The 18,522-nt window shown below is 70.1% G+C and carries 20 protein-coding genes and 1 riboswitch; of the genes, 12 read left to right on the forward strand and 8 right to left on the reverse strand.

Translation table 11 applies throughout. From position 1 onward, the window contains the following. The first annotated feature begins 13 nt into the window (after positions 1-13). Both C4V41_RS13445 and C4V41_RS13450 read left to right on the forward strand, forming a co-directional pair. Entirely contained in the window at positions 14-997 is a 984-nt protein-coding gene (locus tag C4V41_RS13445; protein ID WP_103956150.1) for an ABC transporter ATP-binding protein, read from the forward strand. A gap of 8 nt (positions 998-1,005) precedes the next feature. Next, positions 1,006-2,229 (forward strand): acyl-CoA dehydrogenase family protein, encoded by a 1,224-nt coding sequence (locus C4V41_RS13450; protein WP_103956151.1) that lies wholly within the window; start codon positions 1,006-1,008, stop codon positions 2,227-2,229. 334 nt (positions 2,230-2,563) lie between these two features. Here the strand turns inward: C4V41_RS13450 and C4V41_RS13455 are convergent, their stop codons facing one another. The 7 genes from C4V41_RS13455 to C4V41_RS13485 all read right to left on the reverse strand — a co-directional run bounded on the left by C4V41_RS13455 (position 2,564) and on the right by C4V41_RS13485 (position 8,685). Next, on the reverse strand, positions 2,564-3,157 hold the full coding sequence (locus C4V41_RS13455; protein ID WP_103956152.1) for a DUF6879 family protein: 594 nt from the start codon (positions 3,155-3,157) through the stop codon (positions 2,564-2,566). Between the two features lie 401 nt (positions 3,158-3,558). After that, positions 3,559-4,713: a DUF6891 domain-containing protein gene (locus C4V41_RS13460; RefSeq protein ID WP_103956153.1), complete on the reverse strand. Its 1,155-nt coding sequence runs from the start codon at positions 4,711-4,713 to the stop codon at positions 3,559-3,561. After that, positions 4,685-5,599, reverse strand: coding sequence for a polyphosphate polymerase domain-containing protein (locus tag C4V41_RS13465; protein ID WP_103956154.1), 915 nt, complete (start codon positions 5,597-5,599; stop codon positions 4,685-4,687). Before C4V41_RS13465 ends, C4V41_RS13460 begins: the two co-directional genes overlap by 29 nt. Further along, positions 5,599-6,138, reverse strand: a complete 540-nt coding sequence (locus C4V41_RS13470) for a DUF4956 domain-containing protein (protein WP_103956155.1) — start codon at positions 6,136-6,138, stop codon at positions 5,599-5,601. The genes C4V41_RS13465 and C4V41_RS13470 overlap by 1 nt, the downstream gene beginning before the upstream one ends. Positions 6,139-6,226: 88 nt before the next feature. Next, on the reverse strand, positions 6,227-6,889 hold the full coding sequence (locus C4V41_RS13475) for a response regulator transcription factor (protein ID WP_103956156.1): 663 nt from the start codon (positions 6,887-6,889) through the stop codon (positions 6,227-6,229). Then, on the reverse strand, positions 6,886-8,295 hold the full coding sequence (locus tag C4V41_RS13480; protein ID WP_200823946.1) for a sensor histidine kinase: 1,410 nt from the start codon (positions 8,293-8,295) through the stop codon (positions 6,886-6,888). Before C4V41_RS13480 ends, C4V41_RS13475 begins: the two co-directional genes overlap by 4 nt. Positions 8,296-8,307: 12 nt before the next feature. Next, complete coding sequence (locus tag C4V41_RS13485) at positions 8,308-8,685, reverse strand: hypothetical protein (RefSeq protein WP_146103643.1); 378 nt, start codon at positions 8,683-8,685, stop codon at positions 8,308-8,310. A gap of 127 nt (positions 8,686-8,812) precedes the next feature. On the opposite strand from C4V41_RS13485, the gene C4V41_RS13490 reads away from it, so the two are divergent. From C4V41_RS13490 to C4V41_RS13525, 8 genes are read left to right on the forward strand one after another with little or no spacing between them, the layout of a single operon-like run. Next, on the forward strand, positions 8,813-9,595 hold the full coding sequence (locus C4V41_RS13490) for an SDR family oxidoreductase (protein ID WP_103956158.1): 783 nt from the start codon (positions 8,813-8,815) through the stop codon (positions 9,593-9,595). Positions 9,596-9,600: 5 nt separating this feature from the next. Beyond that, the gene (locus tag C4V41_RS13495; protein WP_103956159.1) at positions 9,601-10,425 is read left to right on the forward strand and encodes an SCO6745 family protein; all 825 of its coding nucleotides are present in this window, start codon (positions 9,601-9,603) and stop codon (positions 10,423-10,425) included. A gap of 38 nt (positions 10,426-10,463) precedes the next feature. Next, positions 10,464-11,042 carry a DUF1707 SHOCT-like domain-containing protein gene (locus C4V41_RS13500; RefSeq protein WP_146103644.1) on the forward strand — a complete coding sequence of 193 codons (579 nt, stop codon included), beginning with the start codon at positions 10,464-10,466 and terminating at the stop codon, positions 11,040-11,042. A gap of 43 nt (positions 11,043-11,085) precedes the next feature. Continuing rightward, complete coding sequence (locus C4V41_RS13505) at positions 11,086-11,745, forward strand: ABC transporter permease (protein WP_103956161.1); 660 nt, start codon at positions 11,086-11,088, stop codon at positions 11,743-11,745. Next, positions 11,738-12,913: an ATP-binding cassette domain-containing protein gene (locus tag C4V41_RS13510; RefSeq protein ID WP_200823947.1), complete on the forward strand. Its 1,176-nt coding sequence runs from the start codon at positions 11,738-11,740 to the stop codon at positions 12,911-12,913. Before C4V41_RS13505 ends, C4V41_RS13510 begins: the two co-directional genes overlap by 8 nt. Further along, a complete protein-coding gene (locus tag C4V41_RS13515; protein ID WP_103956163.1) occupies positions 12,910-13,686 on the forward strand; it encodes an ABC transporter permease in 777 nt (258 codons plus the stop codon). The genes C4V41_RS13510 and C4V41_RS13515 overlap by 4 nt, the downstream gene beginning before the upstream one ends. Beyond that, positions 13,683-14,639 (forward strand): glycine betaine ABC transporter substrate-binding protein, encoded by a 957-nt coding sequence (locus C4V41_RS13520; RefSeq protein ID WP_103956164.1) that lies wholly within the window; start codon positions 13,683-13,685, stop codon positions 14,637-14,639. The genes C4V41_RS13515 and C4V41_RS13520 overlap by 4 nt, the downstream gene beginning before the upstream one ends. A 42-nt stretch (positions 14,640-14,681) precedes the next feature. Next, on the forward strand, positions 14,682-15,512 hold the full coding sequence (locus C4V41_RS13525) for an SDR family oxidoreductase (RefSeq protein ID WP_103956165.1): 831 nt from the start codon (positions 14,682-14,684) through the stop codon (positions 15,510-15,512). Here C4V41_RS13525 and thiC read toward each other — a convergent pair. Further along, positions 15,509-17,053, reverse strand: coding sequence for a phosphomethylpyrimidine synthase ThiC (gene thiC / locus C4V41_RS13530; RefSeq protein WP_103956166.1), 1,545 nt, complete (start codon positions 17,051-17,053; stop codon positions 15,509-15,511). The genes C4V41_RS13525 and thiC overlap by 4 nt on opposite strands. Then, positions 17,046-17,158, reverse strand: a riboswitch (TPP riboswitch). (Overlaps the previous gene by 8 nt.) Positions 17,159-17,247: 89 nt before the next feature. Here thiC and C4V41_RS13535 point away from each other — a divergent pair. Both C4V41_RS13535 and C4V41_RS13540 read left to right on the forward strand, forming a co-directional pair. Then, positions 17,248-17,592 (forward strand): hypothetical protein, encoded by a 345-nt coding sequence (locus C4V41_RS13535; RefSeq protein WP_103956167.1) that lies wholly within the window; start codon positions 17,248-17,250, stop codon positions 17,590-17,592. After that, on the forward strand, positions 17,589-18,422 hold the full coding sequence (locus tag C4V41_RS13540) for a universal stress protein (RefSeq protein ID WP_235030101.1): 834 nt from the start codon (positions 17,589-17,591) through the stop codon (positions 18,420-18,422). The genes C4V41_RS13535 and C4V41_RS13540 overlap by 4 nt, the downstream gene beginning before the upstream one ends. Positions 18,423-18,522 lie beyond the last annotated feature (100 nt).

An 18,522-nucleotide genomic window follows, 5' to 3' on the forward strand; every position in this document is an offset into this window, starting at 1 on the left:
AGGGCTGATCACCGTGGCCGGTAGCGGAAGTGCCCACCTGCGTGCCCGTGACGAGGTGCTGCTGCGGGTGGAGGATCTGGTCGTGGAGTTCCCCGCAGGCCGCGGCCGTACCGTGAGGGCGGTGTCCGGGGTGAGCTTCGACCTGGCGCGCGGCGAGACGCTCGGCATCGTCGGCGAGTCCGGCTGCGGCAAGTCGAGCGCCGCCAGGGCGCTCGTGCAGCTCCCGCCGCCCCGCGCGGGCTCGGTCCGGCTCGACGGCGTGGAGCTGACCGCCCTGAGCGGCGAGGCGCTGCGCCAGACCCGCCGCCGCCTCCAGATGATCTTCCAGGACCCGATCTCCTCGCTCAACCCCCGCCGCCGCGTCCGCGAGATCGTCGGCGAGGGCCCCCGCGTGTGGAACCTGCCCGGCGACCGGGTCGACGAGGTCCTGGAGGCGGTCGGGCTCGACCCTGCAACGGCGGCGGTACGGCGTCCGCACGAGTTCTCCGGCGGGCAGTGTCAGCGCATCTCCATCGCCAGGGCCCTGATCCTGGATCCGGAGGTGGTGATCTGCGACGAGCCGGTGTCGGCGCTGGACGTCTCCGTACAGGCTCAGATCCTGGGCCTGCTGGAGGACCTCAAGGATCGGTATCGGCTCACGCTCGTCTTCATCGCCCACGACCTGGCCGTGGTGAAGAACGTCAGTGACCGGATCCTGGTCATGTACCTGGGCAAGGTGTGCGAACTGGCGCCGAGCGCGGAGTTGATCAGCCGTCCGGCGCATCCGTACACGCGGGCGCTGATCGCCTCGATTCCCGGCGGCGGCCTGGACCTGCCCCCGGCCGACACCCTGATCAGCGGCGAGCCGCCGTCCCCGGTGAGCCCGCCGACGGGGTGCCGGTTCCGTACGCGCTGCCCGCGTGCCGCCGCGCGCTGCGCCGAGGAGGAGCCCCAGATCAGGCAGGTCGGCGAGGACCATTGGCTGGCCTGCCACTACCCAGCAGCTTCCACTATTTAAGGAGAAATATGGCCATCGATTTCACCCTCGCGCCCGAGCACGAAGAGATCCGCAAGCGGGTCCGGGCCTTCATCCAGGGCACGGTCATGCCGGCCATGGAGCAGGTGAAGGAGGACGATCGGGACGAATACCTCCGCACGATCTTCCGCCTGCGCACGCAGGCCAAGGCGGAGGGCCTCTGGCTGCCCCACATGCCGAAGGAATGGGGCGGCATGGGCCTGGGCCACGTGGAGCTGGCGATGGTGCAGTCGGAGGCGGCCAAGACCCGGGTCGGCCCGTGGGTGCTCAACTGCAGTGCGCCCGACGAGGGCAACATGCACACCCTGCTGCATTGGGCGACAGATGAGCAGAAGGAGAAGTATCTGCGGCCGCTGCTGGACGGCGTGAGCATGTCCTGCTTCGCCATGACCGAGCCCGAGGTGGCCGGTTCCGACCCCACCCTGATCCGTACCGAGGCCGTACGCGACGGGGACGAGTGGGTGATCAACGGCCACAAATGGTTCATCTCCAACGCCCGCCGCGCCAACTTCGCCATCCTCATCGCCAGGACCGAGCCGGACGTGCCGGCGGGTTCGCGCGGCGCCAACACCGCGTTCCTCGTGGACCTGCCCAACCCGGGCTGGATCGACGTACGCGAGGTCGAGACGATGCACGGCTCCACGGGCCACAGCGAGATCGTCATCAAGGACCTGCGCCTGACCGACGACCAGATCCTCGGAGGCCGCGGCAACGGCCACCGCCTGGGGCAGTATCGCCTCGGCCCGGCCCGCCTGGCCCACTGCATGCGCTGGATCTCCCAGGCGGAGACGGCCCTGGACATGATGGTCGACCGCGCCCTCAACCGCTACAGCCACGGCTCGCTGCTGGCCGAGAAGCAGGGCATCCAGTGGATGATCGCCGACTCGGCAATGGAGCTCTATCAGTGCAAGCTGATGGTGCTGCACGCCGCCTCGAAGATCGACAAGGGCGAGGACTTCCGTACGGAGGTCTCCATGGCCAAGCACTTCGTGGCCGGCAGCCTCAACCGCATCGTGGACCGCGCGATCCAAGTCCACGGGGCACTGGGCTATTCCACGGACACCCCGCTGGCCAACATGTTCCAGCACGCCCGCTGGGCCCGCTTCGCCGACGGCGCCGACGAGATCCACCAGATGCGCATTGCCGAACGCACCATCGCCGCCTACCAGTCCACCGGCTCCACCAGCACCGCCACCGGCGGCCTCCCCCTGTAACCCCACCCACCCAGAAGGAACCCACCCGCAGACCGTTCCCCCGCCGCCCAAGGGAACCCACCACGGAACCTTCATCACCGCGCGCCCAGAGGGAACCTCCTCACCGCGCGCCCAGAAGGACCCTCCGCCACAAGAACCTCACCACCATCCGGGAGAACTCGGCGCGGCGGAAGGACTTCGCACGGGGAGGACATTCCAATCCACGGCCTACACAAAACGGCCACTCCGGCCCTGGGCACGCCTCAGACGCTCCGGCCCTGGGCACGCCTCAAACGGCTCCGACCCTCAGCGCGCGTCAGACGGCCACTCCACCCAGCCCTCTCCCCGCCCCGCGTCAAACGGTCATTCGCGGGGCGGGCAACGGCACGATCTCACGCTCGTAGTAGGTCCGGAAGTCCTCCCCAACAGAGAACAACTTGTCGAGCTCACCCCGGCAGGCCGCGATCACATCCCGATCATCGATCCGCCGCGCGCCACTGTGCGTGCCCGCCGCGTCGTACGTCACCTCGTACATGACCGACGTCCCGAGCACGACCAGCTCAGGCAGCCGCCGCCCGACCTCGAGCTCGGCCACCTCCCCGGCGTCCAGCACCCGCACCTGCTCAGCGTCGGCCACCCGCAGCGCCAGCACATGCATCTCCCACTGCAGGTAGGGCGTGATGGGCTCCTCAACGACCCGAATCCGGCGACGCACGAAACTCCCCCGCTCGTACGCCCCGCCCCGCTCATCGTCGATCAGCTTGAGAGACCGCTCCCAGTCCCCCGCCATCATCGCGACCCAGCTGGCCTGCCCGGCCTCCCGGAAGCTCTGAATCCGCTCAAGCTTCCAGAACACCTCATCGATGTTCCGAAAGTTCGGCCAGAAGTCGTCCAGATACTCATCCGCACTCAGCAAGACACCCGTTATCTCATGGATGCGCTCAAGCACGAGGGTTATCCCTTTTAGCCACAAGCAGCTCGTTTCCCCGCCCCAACGGAAATGACCGCTCAAATTCACAGGTCCCTTACCTGCCTATCACCGCACCCACCCATTGTCGAGTTCCCGCAGGTCAAACGGGTGGTTCGCCCACCACACCCATCAGCCGCCCCAGACCCGACCGCCAACCCCGCCCTGAACCGACAACCCCCCGCCCGACCCAAACTCAGCAGTTCCACCTAACCCAAGCCCACACCCCCACACCCGCTCTGGGCCCGGCAGCCCCACGCCCGAACCAGACCCGCGAGCTACGTCCGCCCCACCACCGCTCGACCGACACCCGATCAACCCCCGGCCGCCCAAACCCGGCCGACCCACGACCGCCCCCGGCTCGGCTGAAATCTCTTACCTGGTCACGTCCATGAGACCTCCTGGAGTTCGCCGAGGTCTCGCAGTGTGATCCGGTCCTCCTCGGCGAGCGCCGCGATCATCGCCAGCGCCTCGTCCACCCGCACATGCCGCCCCAAGGATCGCTGCCTCACCACGTCGGGCGTCTCCGCCCAGAGCCGGATGCCCCGCTCCCAGGCGAACTGCAGCACGCTCCCCGACCGCCCCTCGTAGCAGATGAAGTTGCCGTCCCGGGGAGTCATCCAGAGCATCAGATCCCGGCACTCCTGCCCCGACATCACCACCGGCTCCTCCCGCGAAACGGACGCGTTGTCGCAGTAGGTGACCCGCAGCCCATCCACAGGCTCACCCTCCACGCCGGACCCCGGATACTCCGCCAGCCACCCGAAACGCCGCCGCCGCCAGTCCATCCTCACGCGAATGCGCTGTCCCACGTCTCCGCTCCACTCCACTCCAAGTCCCCGCCCCCGGAGCACCCGCACGATCTCTCCCCCAATGACCTCATCACGGTCCTCGACCCCGCCGGCCCGAACCTCACCCACATCGCCGGACCCGCCAGCCCCAGCGCCATCCGCTTCGCCGGAACCACCGAGCCCCACACCAGCCACGCCGCCGAACCCACCGACCCCAGCACCGTCCGCGCCGCCGGACCCGTCGGTCTGAGGCCGATTCGTGTCGCCGGGCACGCTGGGTGACGGGGCGTCGGCTGTGTGAGCTCCGAACGCCAGGTAGACGTCCCCACCCCCAGCCGCCCGTTCGGCGTCCTGCTGATGGTAGAAGACATAGCCCCGAGCACCGGAAACGTCCCCGGCCTCCCGCCTGATCTCCCCCACCCCGCACCCGGTGCAGCAGGTGTAATGCTCTCGCGCGACGATCCCCGCCATGGCCAGATCCAGCATCGCCATGCTCAGCCGATCGCCGTCCGTGACCGCCGGCCACGTCGCCTGCGCGGCGAGATGGCCGGCGAACTCCCGCGCCACGAGATCCCGGACACCCCGCTCCAGCAGGGCCTGATCGTCGATCTCGTCCAGCCGGCTCTCGACGACGCCGTGGAGCACCTGCTCGAAGCCGGAACGCCCGATGGCCACGTGCAGGCGTACGTCCTCGGCGATCTCAGCGCGGTCGGTGGGATCAACCAGGTCCCAGTCGCCCTCGTTCATGGCCGCCCACTATGCCATCAAAATAGGACATTCCGCCGCCACTCCAGCAACCCCAGACCCCAATCGGCCCAGATCGCCGCGTACGCCCCTGCCGTACCGCATGCCCCCGAAGGTCCGGCCGGTGGGTGAGGTAGCGCTGGAGCACCGGGTGCCACCGGTTGGCGGGCAGGTCGCGCAGTGCGGCCACCGCGAGGCAGTATTTGCTCACGTTGACCGGCCGCACCCCCATGCGGCGCAGCACCTTGTCGGCCTCCGCCCGCCCGTCCGCCGACTTCGACTCCAGCAGCACCAGGTCACCGCGAGCCGGCGAGCTGCGCCGGCCGTCGCGGCACAGCAGGCCGGTGTCGCAGGTCAGCCGGGCCGCGCCGGACCGGTCGATGAGCGTCACCCGCTTGTAGTCCGTGGACAGCACCGGCCCCAGCGTCTCTGGCGCGATCAGGCGCAGCTCGCCGAGCAGGGTGTCGCGGACGAAGTCGAGCGCCTCTCCGGTGAGCGTCTCGCCGGGCGCGTCGTCGTACGGGATGCGGTGCTTGTCGGTGAGCCCGCGCGCGCCGCTGAGCTTGAGTTCGAGCCATCGGCCGCCCCCGTCCAGATAGGTACGCGTCCGCACCTTGAACCTGCGCCGCCGATCCTGGCGATGCTGGTAAAAGGTGAGCAGCTCAGGCGTGTCGAAGTAGGTCGAGGAGTAACGGAACTGCCGCAGCCCCCCGATCTCCAGGGCGCTGAACCGATCACCCAGCTCCCCCGCGAGCCGGGCCATGGTCGCGGCCGGCACCAGGTATTTGCAGTCGACCCGGCTCATCAGCTCCGGCACCTCCGCCAGCCCGATCGGCGGCACAGCCGCCGCCACCCCGGCGAGCAGCACATCCGCGTCGAGCCTCGCCATCACCGCACCCCCACGCGCGGGTTCGGGACCACGTAGCGCACGTCGACCACCGTCACGTCGCGTACGTAGTCGACCTGGGTGACCACGCAGTGCAGCACCCGCGCCCGCAACCGGCTCTCCAGGTCCACCCGCAGCAGGTCGGGGTCGGCGTGCACGACGTCGAGCGTCACGAGCTGGTGCCGGGTGCGGCCGAGGAGGCCGGGGTGGTCGGCGAGGTACATCACCCCCAGCAGCACCCCATTGAGCAGCAGCGCCGTCAGCGGCCACGCCCCCGCGATGCCGTTGACGAGCCCCAGCACGATCGCCACGAAGTAGTAGGCGATCTCCTGCTGGGTGATCTCGCTGGACCGGAGCCGGATGATCGACAGCACGCCGAACAATCCGAACCCGACGGCGATGTCGACCCGCTGCACCAGCAGCAGCGACACCACCGCGAAGATCCCCACGTTGAGCGCGACATAGGCGAACAGCAGGTCGCGCCGATGGTGACGCCGATAGTAGAGACCGTAGGCGAGCACGATGATCGCCACGAGATCCATCACCAGTCCGGTTATCAAGACCGTTCCTTCCGTAGTGTCCTTGGTGAACAGCCTCTAGGAGCGGTGTGAAGCGACCGTGAGCTGATGATTAGGCGACTCTCATGCGGTATCCGGTGCCCCTGACGGTCTCGATCCGGTCGGCGCCGATCTTGCGCCGCAGGTAGCGCACATAGACGTCCACCACGTTGGACCCGGGGTCGAAGTCGAACCCCCACACGTGGCTGAGCAGTTGTTCGCGGGTGAGCACCTGGTCGGGATGGCGGCAGAAGATCTCCGCCAGCGCGAACTCCCTGGTGGACAGGTCGACCGCCCGATCGCCGACGTAGGCCCGCCGGGTGCGCAGGTCGAGCGACAGGTCGGAGACGCGCAGCACGGTAACCTCGGGCGTGCGGTCGGCCCGCAGCCGCAGTCGCACCCGGGCCAGGAGCTCCTCGAAGGCGAAGGGCTTGGCGATGTAGTCGTCGGCCCCGCCCTCCAGCCCCGCCACGGTGTCGCTCACGCTGTCGCGGGCGGTCAGGATGATCACCGGGATGGTCACCATGGACCCCCGCAACCGCCGCAGCACCGTGAAGCCGTCGCTGAGCGGCAGCCCGATGTCCAGGATGAGCAGGTCGAACCCGCCCGCGCTGGCCAGGTCGTAGGCCCCGACCCCGTCTCCCACCACGGCCGTCACGAAGCCGTTGGCCCGCAGCCCCTTCTCCACGAAGGAGGCGATCCTGGCCTCGTCTTCAGCGATCAGAATCCGGTTCAACGTATCCTCCACAGCTCCCAGAGCGGCAGGGACATGACGAAGCAGGCCCCACCCCCCGGAGCCTCCGTCACCTGCACAGTGCCTCCATGGGCTTGGGCGATGGACCGGACGATGGCCAGTCCGAGCCCGGCTCCGTCGTAAGCGCCGGTGCGGCCGGCGCCCCTGACGAACCGCCCGAAGATCCGTTCGCGCTCCGCGGGCGCGACCCCGGGCCCGCTGTCGCGCACCCACAGCTCGACCCGCCCGTCGCGGACCGCGGAACCGACGGCGATCAGGTCGTCGTCGGTGGTGTGCCGCACGGCGTTGGCCACGAGCTGCATGAGCGCCTGCGTGAGCCGGTGCCGGTCGGCCGGCAACCGGGCCTCGGCCACCTCGTCGACCCGCCATCGGCGCTCGCCGAGCGGGCGGGCCTTGGCGACCACGCTGACCGTGAGGTCGGCCAGCTCGACGTTGTCGAGCGCCAGGAAGCCCGGCTGCTCGGACTTGGCCAGGGTGAGCAGGTCGTCGACGATGCGGTTCATCCGGTCGAGCTCGTCGGTGACCAGGGCCAGGGTGTCGGCGCGCTCGGCCGGGTCGTCGCCCATGAGCTCCAGGTGGCCGCGGATGACGGTGATCGGCGTGCGCAGCTCGTGCCCGGCGTCGTCCATGAAGTGCCGTTGCACGACGAACGCCTGCTCAAGCCGGTCGAGCATGTGGTTGAACGTGGCCGCGAGCGCCGCCACGTCGTCGTCGCCCGGCGCGTCGAGGCGGCGGGTGAGGTCGCTGGAGTCGCTGATCTGCTCGGCGGTCTGGCGGACCAGCCGGACCGGCGCCAGCACCTGCCCGGCCACGAACCAGCCGGCCGTGCCCGCCAGCCCCATCGCCGCCAGCGCGGACAGCCCGAGCACCCGCACCGCGTCGACGATCTCGTCGCGGTGCAGGTCGTAGAAGTGCGCCACGACGAAGTGCCCGGCGCGCGCGTCGCCGGACACGGTCACCGGGATCACCGTGTAGTGGACCGTTCCTCTGGCGGTCTCGAACTCGTCGCTCACCACGCGGGTGGCCGAGGCCATCTTCGCGATGAGCGCGGGGTCGGTGTCGATGGGCACGGGCGGCGGAACGCCGGGCATCTTGTCCACCTCGCCGCCGACGATGGTGAGGAAGGTCTCCCACCGGTCGGGCAGGTTGAGCTCCAGATAGCCGGTCATCAGCTCCTGGACGTCGGTGACCGCGCGCCCGGTCTGGGGATCGAGCGCGGTCGAGGCGTAGCGCCGCAGCTTCTGCACCTCGTTGGTGCGCTCGGACGTCATGCGGTCGTCGAGCCTGGTGAGCAGGATGGTCCAGGTCGCGAAGATCGAGACGGACAGGGCGAGACCGACGACGGCGAGCATCCAGCCCACGATCCGGGCGCGGGCGCTCATCCGCATGCGACCTCCCCATCAGTCATCGTCATCCCCGCCGCCACCATCATCGTCGTCATCGTCATCGTCGCCGCCGCCACCAGGTCGCGGGGAGGGCGGCTTGACCGGCTCGGCCTTGGTCTTGCGCGGCGTGGGCCGCACGGTCTTGGAGGGCTCGGCCCTGGTCGTTTCGGTCGCGCCGGGCTCATTGCCCGTGGGCGAGCTCGAACCGGCCTCCGGCCGCCCGGTGCGCGCGGGCTCGGACATCGGCCGCCCGCTCGGGCCGGGGGACGAGGTCACCACGATCGGCCCGCCCAGGTCGGGTTCGTGCTCGGCCGCCCGCACCAGGCCCACCGACAAGAACCCCGCCACCGCCGCCCCTAGGACGAGGAGGATCACCGTTCCCCGATGTTTCATGAGGTAGACCCTGGCGCCTTTCGAGGAGACCACGCTGAAGCACAGATGAGAAACCTCTCATCTGAGCGGGTCCCACCGCAGTAGAATCATGTTCGGATACCGACTGGTCGGTTCAGGAGGATCGCTTATGCGGGTACAGGACAAGGTCGTCGTGGTCACGGGCGCGGCCAGTGGCATCGGGCGCGGGCTGGCGCTCAGGTTCGCCGCGGAGGGCGCGGCCGGGGTGGTGGTGGCCGACCTCGACGAGGTGGGCGCCACCGCGGTGGCCAAGGAGATCGGCGCCCGCGCGGTCGCCGTACAGGTGGACGTTTCGTCGGAGGCGCAGGTGGCGGCGCTCGCCGACACGCCGTTCGGGCCCGTGGACCTGTTCTGCTCCAACGCCGGCATCATCGGCGGTCACGGCCTCGACGCTCCCGACCAGGAGTGGAGCAGCCTGTACGCGGTCAACGTGCTCTCCCACGTGTACGCCGCCCGCGCCGTCATCCCCTCCATGATCGCCAGAGGCGGCGGCCACCTCCTCAACACCTGCTCCGCCGCCGGCCTCATCAGTTGCCCGGGCGACGCCCCGTACGCGGTCACGAAGGCCGCGGCGATCGCGTTCGCCGAGTGGCTGGCCATCCACTACGCCTCCAAGGGCATCAAGGTCAGCGTCCTGTGCCCGCAGGGAGTGCGTACGGCCATGCTCGAACGCGGCATCGAGGAGGACCACCTGACCGCCAAGGCCGTCAACGCCTCGGGCGCCATCCTCGACCCGGCCGACGTGGCCACGACCGTCATCGAGGGCCTGGCCGCGGAGCGGTTCCACATCTTCCCGCACCCCGAGGTGGCGGAGTACGCCCGCCGCAAGGCCGAGGACACCGACCGCTGGCTGGCCGGAATGTCGCAGTTCGTCGACTCCCTGGAGGCGTGAGACCCATGAAAGACGCAGCCCGCCGCGCCTGGCGCCGCCTGGAGCCCCTGCACGGCATGATCTATTTCGTCCCGGAAGGCAGCAGGCGCTACACCGAGCTGGGCCTGAACGGCAGGTCCGGATATTTCGCCTCCCGAAGCGCTCCCATGGGCCGCGCCTCCGCCGACCTGGTCATCGCCACGTTCTACAACTTCTGCCCCGACCTCGTACGCCGCTCCATGAAAGACGTCTGGGACACGGTCACCCCGGAACAGGTCCTCCAGGCCCGCCACGAGGCGGCCGCCGAAGCCCTGCGCCGGGCGGGCGTCCACGAGCTGCCCGACCTCGAACCCACCCTCGACCTGGCCCGCCGCGCCGCCGAGGCCGCCTGCGAGCACCCTCAGGGCCGCCCGCTGTTCGCCGCCCATGCCGCGCTCCCCTGGCCCGACGACCCGGTCATGGCGCTGTGGCACGCGCAGACCCTGCTGCGCGAGTTCAGGGGCGACGGCCACGTGGCCACCCTGCTCACGGAGGGCATAGGCGCGCTGGAGGCGCTGGTCCTGCACGCGGCCACCGGTGACGTGCCCACGCCCTTTCTCAAGATCAGCCGGGCCTGGCCCGAGGAGCAGTGGGCCGCCGCCGAGGAGGGCCTGCGCGCCCGCGGCCTCCTGGACGGCGACACCCTCAGCCCGGACGGCAAGGCCCTGCGCCGGCACGTGGAGGACCGGACGGACGAGCTGGCGCTGCCGGCGTACCGGGCGCTGGGCCAGGACGGCTGCGAACGCCTGGCCGAACTGGCCCGCCCGTTCGGCCGCCGGGTGGTCGACGCGGGCCTGCTGAGCCTCGGCTGAGCACTCCCAAAACGTGAAAGCCACTTAGAGTCGCGGGTGTGAGCGGAGACTTGGTTCCGCGGCCGCCCGAATCGAGGATGTCCGACGCCGACCGCGAGCGGATCACCGCCCGCCTGCGGTCGGCGCACGGCGACGGGCGGCTGACCTTCGAGGAGTTCGAGCAGCGCCTGAGCGGCGTACTCGGCGCGCGGACGTTCGGCGAGGCCGACCCCTACGTCGCCGACCTGCCGGGCGGCCCGGTGGCGGCGCCCGTGCACGACCGGCTCGACCTGCGCGCCTCGGCGTCGACCCTGAAGCGCCGCGGCCCCTGGGTCGTGCCGCGCCTGCTGCGGGTGACGAACCGGCCGGGCCCGGTGAAACTGGACTTCACCGACGCCGTCATCCCCCACCGGGTAGTCGAGATCGAGCTGGACGTCACGGCGGGCTCCACCACGCTGATCCTGCCGCCGACCGCCTCGGTCACCATCGACGACGTGGAGCTGATCGCCAGCCCCGCGCGGGTGAAGGACCTGCCCGCCACGCCGGGCCCAGGCGTGCATTTCGTGGTCCGCGGCAGGCAGCGGTTCGGCCGCCTGCTCGTACGCACCCAACGCCGTCTATGGCGTTTACGCAGGTGACAGAGGGTTTTGGTGTTGACGATCACGGTTATGCCCATAGGCGATGAACCTGTGGGAGTACGTCGAGGATCGATGGGACCTCATCCTCTTCGAGACGGTCCAGCACGCCAGCATGGTCGCCCAGTGCGTCCTGGTGGCGGCCGTGCTCGGCGTGCTCATCGGCGTGGCGACCTACCGTCACCCGAGGCCCGCCGCGCTCGCGACGGCCGGCGCCGGGGTGCTGTTCACGATTCCGTCGCTGGCCATGCTCGGCCTGCTGATCCCCCCGCTCGGGCTGGGAGTGGCGCCGAGCGTGACCGCCATCGTCCTGTACTCGCTGCTCCCGATCATCCGCAACACCGTCGTCGGGCTGCGCGGCGTGGACGCGACGCTGGTGGACGCGGCGCGCGGCATCGGGATGAGCCGCCACAGGTCGCTGACCAGGGTGGAGCTGCCGCTGGCGTGGCCGGTCATCCTCACGGGCATCAGGGTCGCCACCCAGCTCGCCATGGGGGTCGGAGCGGTGGCCGCGTACGTCTCGGGTCCTGGCCTGGGTGAGCAGATCTTCTCGGGGCTGGCCAGGCTCGGCGGCGCGAACGCGGTCAACGCCACCCTGACCGGGACGATCGGGGTGGCGCTCCTCGCGCTCCTCTTCGACGGCGTCTTCGTCCTGATCGGCCGGTTCACCACCCCGGGGGCACGACCGGCGGCTGCCGGTGGCTGAAACGAACACCGGCGGCGTCCCGATCGAGCTGCGGAAGGTGACCAAGCGCTTCGCGGGCAGCGACGAGCCGGCCGTACAAGAGCTGGACCTGAACATCCCCGCGGGCGAGATCGTGGTCCTGCTCGGCCCCTCGGGCTGCGGCAAGACCACCACGATGCGCATGATCAACCGCCTCGACGAGCCCACCTCGGGCGACATCCTCATCGGCGGCCGCAGCTCGCGCGACATCGACCCCGACCGGCTCAGACGCCACATCGGGTACGTCATCCAGCAGGCCGGGCTCTTCCCCCACCTGACGGTGGCCGCGAACATCGCCCAGGTCCCCAAGATGCTCGGCTGGGAGCGCGACCGGATCGCCGAGCGCGTGGACGAGCTGCTCACGCTGGTGGGGCTGGAGCCGGAGACGTACCGCGAGACCTATCCGCGCCGGCTCTCCGGCGGGCAGCAGCAGCGCGTCGGCGTGGCCAGGGCGCTGGCCGCCGACCCGCCCGTGCTGCTCATGGACGAGCCGTTCGGCGCCCTCGACCCCATCACCCGCGAACGCCTCCAGGACGAGCTGCTCCGCCTCCAGGACGACCTGGCCAAGACCATCGTCTTCGTCACCCACGACGTGGACGAAGCGCTCAAGATCGGCGACCACATCGCGATCATGCAGCGCCCGGGGCACATCGTTCAGTACGCCAGACCGGCCGAGATCCTCACGAACCCGGCCAGCGAGTACGTCGAGCAGTTCCTCGGCGGCGGCTCCTCGATGCGCCTGCTGCGCCTGACCAAGGTGGGCGACATCGAGCTGGACCAGGCCCCGTACGCGTCCGAGGACACCGACGCCCAGGAGCTGCTCACGCGGCTGGAGCCGGACGAGCACGGGTACGCCGTGATCACCGACGGCATGCGGCGGCCGCTGCGCTGGATCACCCCGGCCGCCCTCGAAGAGCTGCGCGGCCCGATCGGCACGACCGGCGAACCGATCACCGGCTCCATCGGGCACCGGATGACGCTGCAGGACGCCCTGGAGACGCTGCTCAACGCCGACACCGACTACCTGCCCGTGATAGGCAGGCGGCAGGCGTACGTGGGAGCGCTGTCGCTGAGCACGGTGCAGAACGCGATCCAGGCCATCAAGTCCCGCGAACGCGAGCGCCGCCTGCGGCGGGGCGAGAGCCCATGACGGTCGAGAGCGCCGCCGCCAAGGAGGCCACCACCCCGGAGCCGGACATCGGCCGGTCGTGGCACGTCGTCCTACCGCCTTTGTGCTATCTCGCGGTGGCCGTCGCGATGGTCGTCTACACGCAGGTCGTCCCGCTCGACGGCATCGAGAGCGGCTCGCTCAACCTGACGTTCATCCTCAGGCGCACCTGGGAGCACATCCAGCTCGTCTTCTACTCCACGGTGCTGGTGCTGGCGGTGGCGCTGCCGCTCGGTGTCCTGCTCACCCGGCGCGCGCTGCTCAAGGCGACGCCGTTCGTGATGGTCCTGGCGAACCTGGGCCAGGCCACGCCGTCGGTCGGGATGGTGGTGCTGCTCGCGGTGCTGTTCCAGATCGGGTTCTGGACGGCGGTGGCGGCGTTGTTCGCCTACAGCCTGCTGCCCACGCTGCGCAACACGATGGTCGGGCTCGAACAGGTGGACCCGCGGCTGATCGACGCCGGGCGCGGCATCGGCATGTCGGCGGCCGGGGTGCTGTTCAAGGTCGAGCTGCCGATGGCCGCGCCGGTCATCCTGTCGGGCGTCAGGACGACGCTCGTGCTGAACGTGGGCACGGCGGGCATCGCGGCGTTCATCGGGGCGGGCGGGCTCGGCGACCTGATCACCACCGGGGTGAGCACGCAGCGCAACCTGGTCCTGATCACCGGGTGCGTGCTGATCGCGGTGCTGGCGCTGCTCATCGACTGGCTGGGCGGGCTCGCGCAGCGCTATCTGGCGCCCAAGGGGCTGTCGTGAGGGCCAGGCTGCTTCTCGCGCTGCTGCTGGTGGTGGCCGGTTGCGGGTTGCGGCCCGCGTCGTCGTTCGTGCCGCCCGTGAAGCCGGGCAGCATCCGGCACCTGCCCTCGCTCGAAGGCACGACGATCCGGGTGACCTCCAAGGAGTTCACCGAACAGCTCGTGCTCGGCAAGATCGCGGTCCTGGCCCTCGCCGCGGCGGGCGCCGACGTGAAGGACCAGACGAACGTCCAGGGCAGCGTGAACGCCCGCGCCTCCCTGCTCCGCGACGAGGCCGACCTGATGTGGGAGTACACCGGCACCGGCTGGATCACCTACCTCGGCCGGCCCGACCCGATCCCGGACGCCGAACGGCAGTACGAGGCCGTACGCGACCTCGACCTGCGGCGCAACGGCATCGTCTGGCTGCCGCCCGCGCCGCTGAACAACACGTACGCGATCGGCGTCACCCGCGCCACGGCCGAGAAATGGGGCCTGTCGAAGATCTCGGACATGACCAGGATCCCCCTCGCACAACGTACGTTCTGCGTCGACCACGAGGCCTTCGGCCGCGACGACGGCTTCCTCGGCATGCTCAGGGGCTACGGCCTGGAATACGGCAAGGACATCCCCCGCGGCAACGTACGGCGGCTGTCGGTCGGCGTCCTGTACAGCGCGATCGCCGGCGGCGAGTGCAACCTGGCCCTGCTGAGCACCACGGACGGCCGGATCGAGGCGCTCGACCTGGTGCTGCTCCAGGACGACAGGCACTTCTTCCCGCTGTACAACGCGGCGGTGACCATGCGGCGGCAACTGGCCGACGCCCATCCGGAGATCGCCGGGATCTTCGCCCCCATCAGCGCCAAGCTGACCAACGACGTGATCCGCGGGCTCAACGCCCAGGTGGACGTGGACGGCCGTGAGCCGGCGCTGGTCGTCCGCGACTGGCTCAGATCACAGGGCTTCGTCAAGTGAGCGTGACGTTAGCCGTACCCGGGACAGGGCAGACCGCTGGGCATGTCGACCACATACCCGGGACACACCGGTGAGATGAGCCCCGAGCCGCGCGACGAGATGCGCGACTACGAGGGCAGGGACCTGCTGAAGGGCAAGAGGACCCTGGTCACCGGCGGTGACTCGGGCATCGGCCGGGCGGTCGCCGTGGCCTTCGCCAAGGAGGGGGCGGACGTCGCGATCGCGTACCTGAGCGAGCACGAGGACGCCGCCCACACCAGCAAGCTCGTCGAGGCGGCCGGGCGGCGCTGCGTGCTGCTGCCCGGCGACCTCGCCGACCGCGCCCACTGCGCCTCGGTCGTCGAGCAGGCCGTCTCCGAGCTGGGCGGCCTGGACGTGCTGGTGAACAACGTGGCCTACCAGCAGCCGGTGAACGGCCTGGAGGAGCTGGCCGACGAGCAGTGGGAGCACACGTTCGCGGTCAACATCCACAGCTACTTCCACGTCACCAAGGCCGCGCTCGCGCACCTGCGCGAGGGCAGCGCGATCATCAACACCTCCTCCATCAACGGGCTGCGCGGCAACAAGACGCTCATCGACTACGCCGCCACGAAGGGCGCCATCAACGCCTTCACCTACTCCATGGCCCAGAACCTGGTCGAGCGCGGAATCAGGGTGAACGCCGTGGCACCGGGGCCGGTGTGGACGCCGCTGATCCCGGCCACGATGCCGCCGGAGAAGGTGGAGAAGTTCGGCGAGCACGTGCCCATGGGGCGGCCCGCCGATCCGGACGAGATCGCCCCTTCGTACGTGTTCTTCGCCGCGAACCGGCTGTCGTCGTACTACACGGGCGAGGTGCTGGCCCCGATCGGCGGGGAGACGCTCCCGGGTTAGTCCACGTAGAGGTTGCCGCCGAGCCGCCTGAACTCGGCGGCCTTCTCCGCGAAACCGGCCTCCCGGATGTCGTGGCTGATCCGCATCGAGCAGAACTTGGGCCCGCACATCGAGCAGAAGTGCGCGGTCTTGGCGGGCTCGGCGGGCAGGGTCTCGTCGTGGAACGAGCGGGCCGTGTCAGGGTCGAGCGACAGGTCGAACTGGTCCTCCCAGCGGAACTCGAACCGCGCGTCCGACAGCGCGTCGTCGCGCGCCTGCGCCCCCGGGTGACCCTTGGCCAGGTCGGCGGCGTGGGCGGCGATCTTGTACGTGATCACGCCGGTCTTGACGTCGTCCCTGTTCGGCAGGCCGAGGTGCTCCTTGGGGGTGACGTAGCAGAGCATGGCGGTGCCGAACCAGCCGATCATGGCGGCGCCGATGCCCGAGGTGATGTGGTCGTAGCCGGGCGCGATGTCCGTCACCAGCGGGCCGAGCGTGTAGAACGGCGCGTCGTCGCAGACCTCGCGCTGCAGGTCCACGTTCTCCTTGATCTTGTGCATGGGCACGTGCCCGGGGCCCTCGATCATGACCTGGACGTCGTGCCGGCGGGCGATCCCGGTCAGCTCCCCGAGTGTGCGCAACTCGGCGAACTGGGCCTCGTCGTTGGCGTCCGCGATCGACCCGGGACGCAGCCCGTCGCCGAGCGAGAACGACACGTCGTAGCGGGCCAGGATCTGGCACATCTCGTCGAAGTTCTCGTACAGGAAGCTCTCGCGGTGGTGCGCCAGGCACCAGGCGGCCATGATCGAGCCCCCGCGCGAGACGATCCCGGTCTTGCGGCGGGCGGTGAGCGGCACCCACGCCAGCCGCACGCCCGCGTGCACGGTCACGTAGTCGACACCCTGCTCGCACTGCTCGATCAGGGTGTCACGGAAGACCTCCCAGGACAGGTTTTCCGGGCGGCCCTTCACCTTCTCCAGGGCCTGGTAGATGGGCACGGTACCGACCGGTACGGGCGAGTTGCGGAGGATCCACTCGCGGGTCTCGTTGATGTCGGAGCCGGTGGACAGGTCCATGATCGTGTCGGCGCCCCACCGGGTGGCCCAGGTCATCTTCTCGACCTCCTCCTCGATGGAGGACGTGACGGCCGAGTTGCCGATGTTGGCGTTGATCTTCACCAGGAAGTTGCGGCCGATGATCATCGGCTCGGACTCGGGATGGTTGACGTTGGCCGGGATGATGGCCCGGCCGGCGGCCACCTCGTCCCGTACGAACTCGGGCGTGACCCCCTCACGCACCGCCACGAACTCCATCTCCCTGGTGATCAGCCCGCGCCGGGCGCAGCCGGCCTGGGTGACCGGCTCGCCGGCGGCCGCGCGCTCGCGCACCCACGGCTCGCGCGGGCGCGGCAGGCCACGCCCGAGGTCGGGCTCGAAGGAGGGGTCGGTGTACGGGCCCGAGGTGTCGTACAGCGTCACCGCCGAGCCGTCGGACAGGCGCACCTCGCGCATCGGGACGCGCAGGTCACCGGTGTAGATCTTGGAAAAGCGCGCGGCAGTCATCGCGCAAGCTCCCTTCGCCGGCATTACCCGGAGCAGGTTCTGGCGGTCGGCGGCTGTCAGCCGTCCTCTCAGCCCGGTCCACACCGGGCTCCCGCGTTGGTCGGCGGTGATCGTACCCACGCCCGCGCGCGCCCGAAACATCACGGTGAGGTTTGACGATCGCCCTCAGCGGTACGGACTCCTTCAGGGGGACTATGAAAGAGATCGCCGCTGTCGTCGGACTCGTGGTGATGGCCATGTCCGGCGCGACCGCCGCCGCTGGGGACGGTATCGACCAGCACGAAGTGAGCCAGGAGCAGTACCAGATCCTGATCGCCCAGTGCCGCTACGCGGACACCGGAAAGGCCAAATGCCGCGCCGCGGTCGAGGAGATGTATCGCGTCGGCAAGACCGACAGCAAGCTCGACTGCCGGTCATACTCCGGCGTGACCGTGTGCGGCACGCTGAAGCTCAGCAAGGCCGAACGCTCGTGCACGCGTGACTCCACGAAGCAGGGCCTGCCGTTCCGGCGTGCCGAGGTGGAGTGCTACGCGCTGTGATCATCGTCGGAGTGGACGGCTCCAGGATCGGCCTGGAGGCCGCCGCCTGGGCCGCCGCCGAGGCGGCGCTGTGCGACGCGCCGCTGACCGTGGCGCACGCCGTGCCGAAATGGATCTGCGAACCGGGTCTCGACCGGTACGCGGAGGTCGCCCAATGGATGCGCGACGGCGCGAACACCGTACTCGGTGAGGCCGAGGAGGCGGCCCGCCGCGCGTGGCCCGGGGTCCGCGCCGAGCGGGTGCTGCTGCCCGGCGAGCCCCGCCAGGCGCTGATCAAGGCGTCGGAGGGGGCCGAGCTGCTGGTCGTCGGCAGCCGGGGGATCGGTGGGGTGCGCGGGCTGCTGATCGGGTCGGTGGCGCACGGGGTGGCGGCGCACGCGCGGACGAATGTCGTGCTCGTCCACGAACGGCCCACGTCCGCGCGCGGCGAGGTGGTGGCCGGGACCGACGGCTCCTCCGGGAGCGCTCAGGCACTGGAGTTCGCCTTCGCCGAGGCGGAGTTGCGCGGTGCGCGGCTGCGTGTCGTACAGGCGTGGGCCTGGCCGCGGCCTGGCGGCTTCGAACCGGCCGACCCGCAGGGCCAGCAGGACGCGCTGCGGGCGCTGGAGGAGTCGCTGACCGGATACCGGTCGCGGCATCCCGGGGTCGAGGCCGTGGCCGAGGTCGTGCACGGGCATCCGGTCGAGGTGCTGAAGGAGGCCGCCGGCCGGGCGGACCTGCTGGTGACCGGGTCGCGCGGGCACGGGCAGCTAGCCGGGATGCTCATCGGCTCTGTCAGCCAGGCCCTGCTCCACCACGCCCCCTGCCCGCTGGCCGTGGTCCGCCGCTGAAAGTTACATCAGCCTGACCCCTATCACCGCAGGTCAGCCGACATGCCGTGATCGCCTCCCTTCCCGCCCGCGCCCGCACCTCCTTACGATCTGCGCAGGC

The organism is Nonomuraea solani (assembly GCF_900108335.1).
GTDB classification, from domain to species: Bacteria; Actinomycetota; Actinomycetes; order Streptosporangiales; family Streptosporangiaceae; genus Nonomuraea; species Nonomuraea solani.

Coding starts and splice junctions, on each gene's coding strand:
- C4V41_RS13450 (WP_103956151.1), top strand. CDS start 1,006: ATGGCCATCGATTTCACCCTCGCGCCCGAGCACGAAGAGATCCGCAAG.
- C4V41_RS13460 (WP_103956153.1), bottom strand. CDS start 4,713: ATGAACGAGGGCGACTGGGACCTGGTTGATCCCACCGACCGCGCTGAG.
- C4V41_RS13465 (WP_103956154.1), bottom strand. CDS start 5,599: ATGGCGAGGCTCGACGCGGATGTGCTGCTCGCCGGGGTGGCGGCGGCT.
- C4V41_RS13470 (WP_103956155.1), bottom strand. CDS start 6,138: ATGGATCTCGTGGCGATCATCGTGCTCGCCTACGGTCTCTACTATCGG.
- C4V41_RS13480 (WP_200823946.1), bottom strand. CDS start 8,295: ATGCGGATGAGCGCCCGCGCCCGGATCGTGGGCTGGATGCTCGCCGTC.
- C4V41_RS13485 (WP_146103643.1), bottom strand. CDS start 8,685: ATGAAACATCGGGGAACGGTGATCCTCCTCGTCCTAGGGGCGGCGGTG.
- C4V41_RS13490 (WP_103956158.1), top strand. CDS start 8,813: ATGCGGGTACAGGACAAGGTCGTCGTGGTCACGGGCGCGGCCAGTGGC.
- C4V41_RS13495 (WP_103956159.1), top strand. CDS start 9,601: ATGAAAGACGCAGCCCGCCGCGCCTGGCGCCGCCTGGAGCCCCTGCAC.
- C4V41_RS13505 (WP_103956161.1), top strand. CDS start 11,086: ATGAACCTGTGGGAGTACGTCGAGGATCGATGGGACCTCATCCTCTTC.
- C4V41_RS13515 (WP_103956163.1), top strand. CDS start 12,910: ATGACGGTCGAGAGCGCCGCCGCCAAGGAGGCCACCACCCCGGAGCCG.
- C4V41_RS13525 (WP_103956165.1), top strand. CDS start 14,682: ATGTCGACCACATACCCGGGACACACCGGTGAGATGAGCCCCGAGCCG.
- thiC (WP_103956166.1), bottom strand. CDS start 17,053: ATGACTGCCGCGCGCTTTTCCAAGATCTACACCGGTGACCTGCGCGTC.
- C4V41_RS13535 (WP_103956167.1), top strand. CDS start 17,248: ATGAAAGAGATCGCCGCTGTCGTCGGACTCGTGGTGATGGCCATGTCC.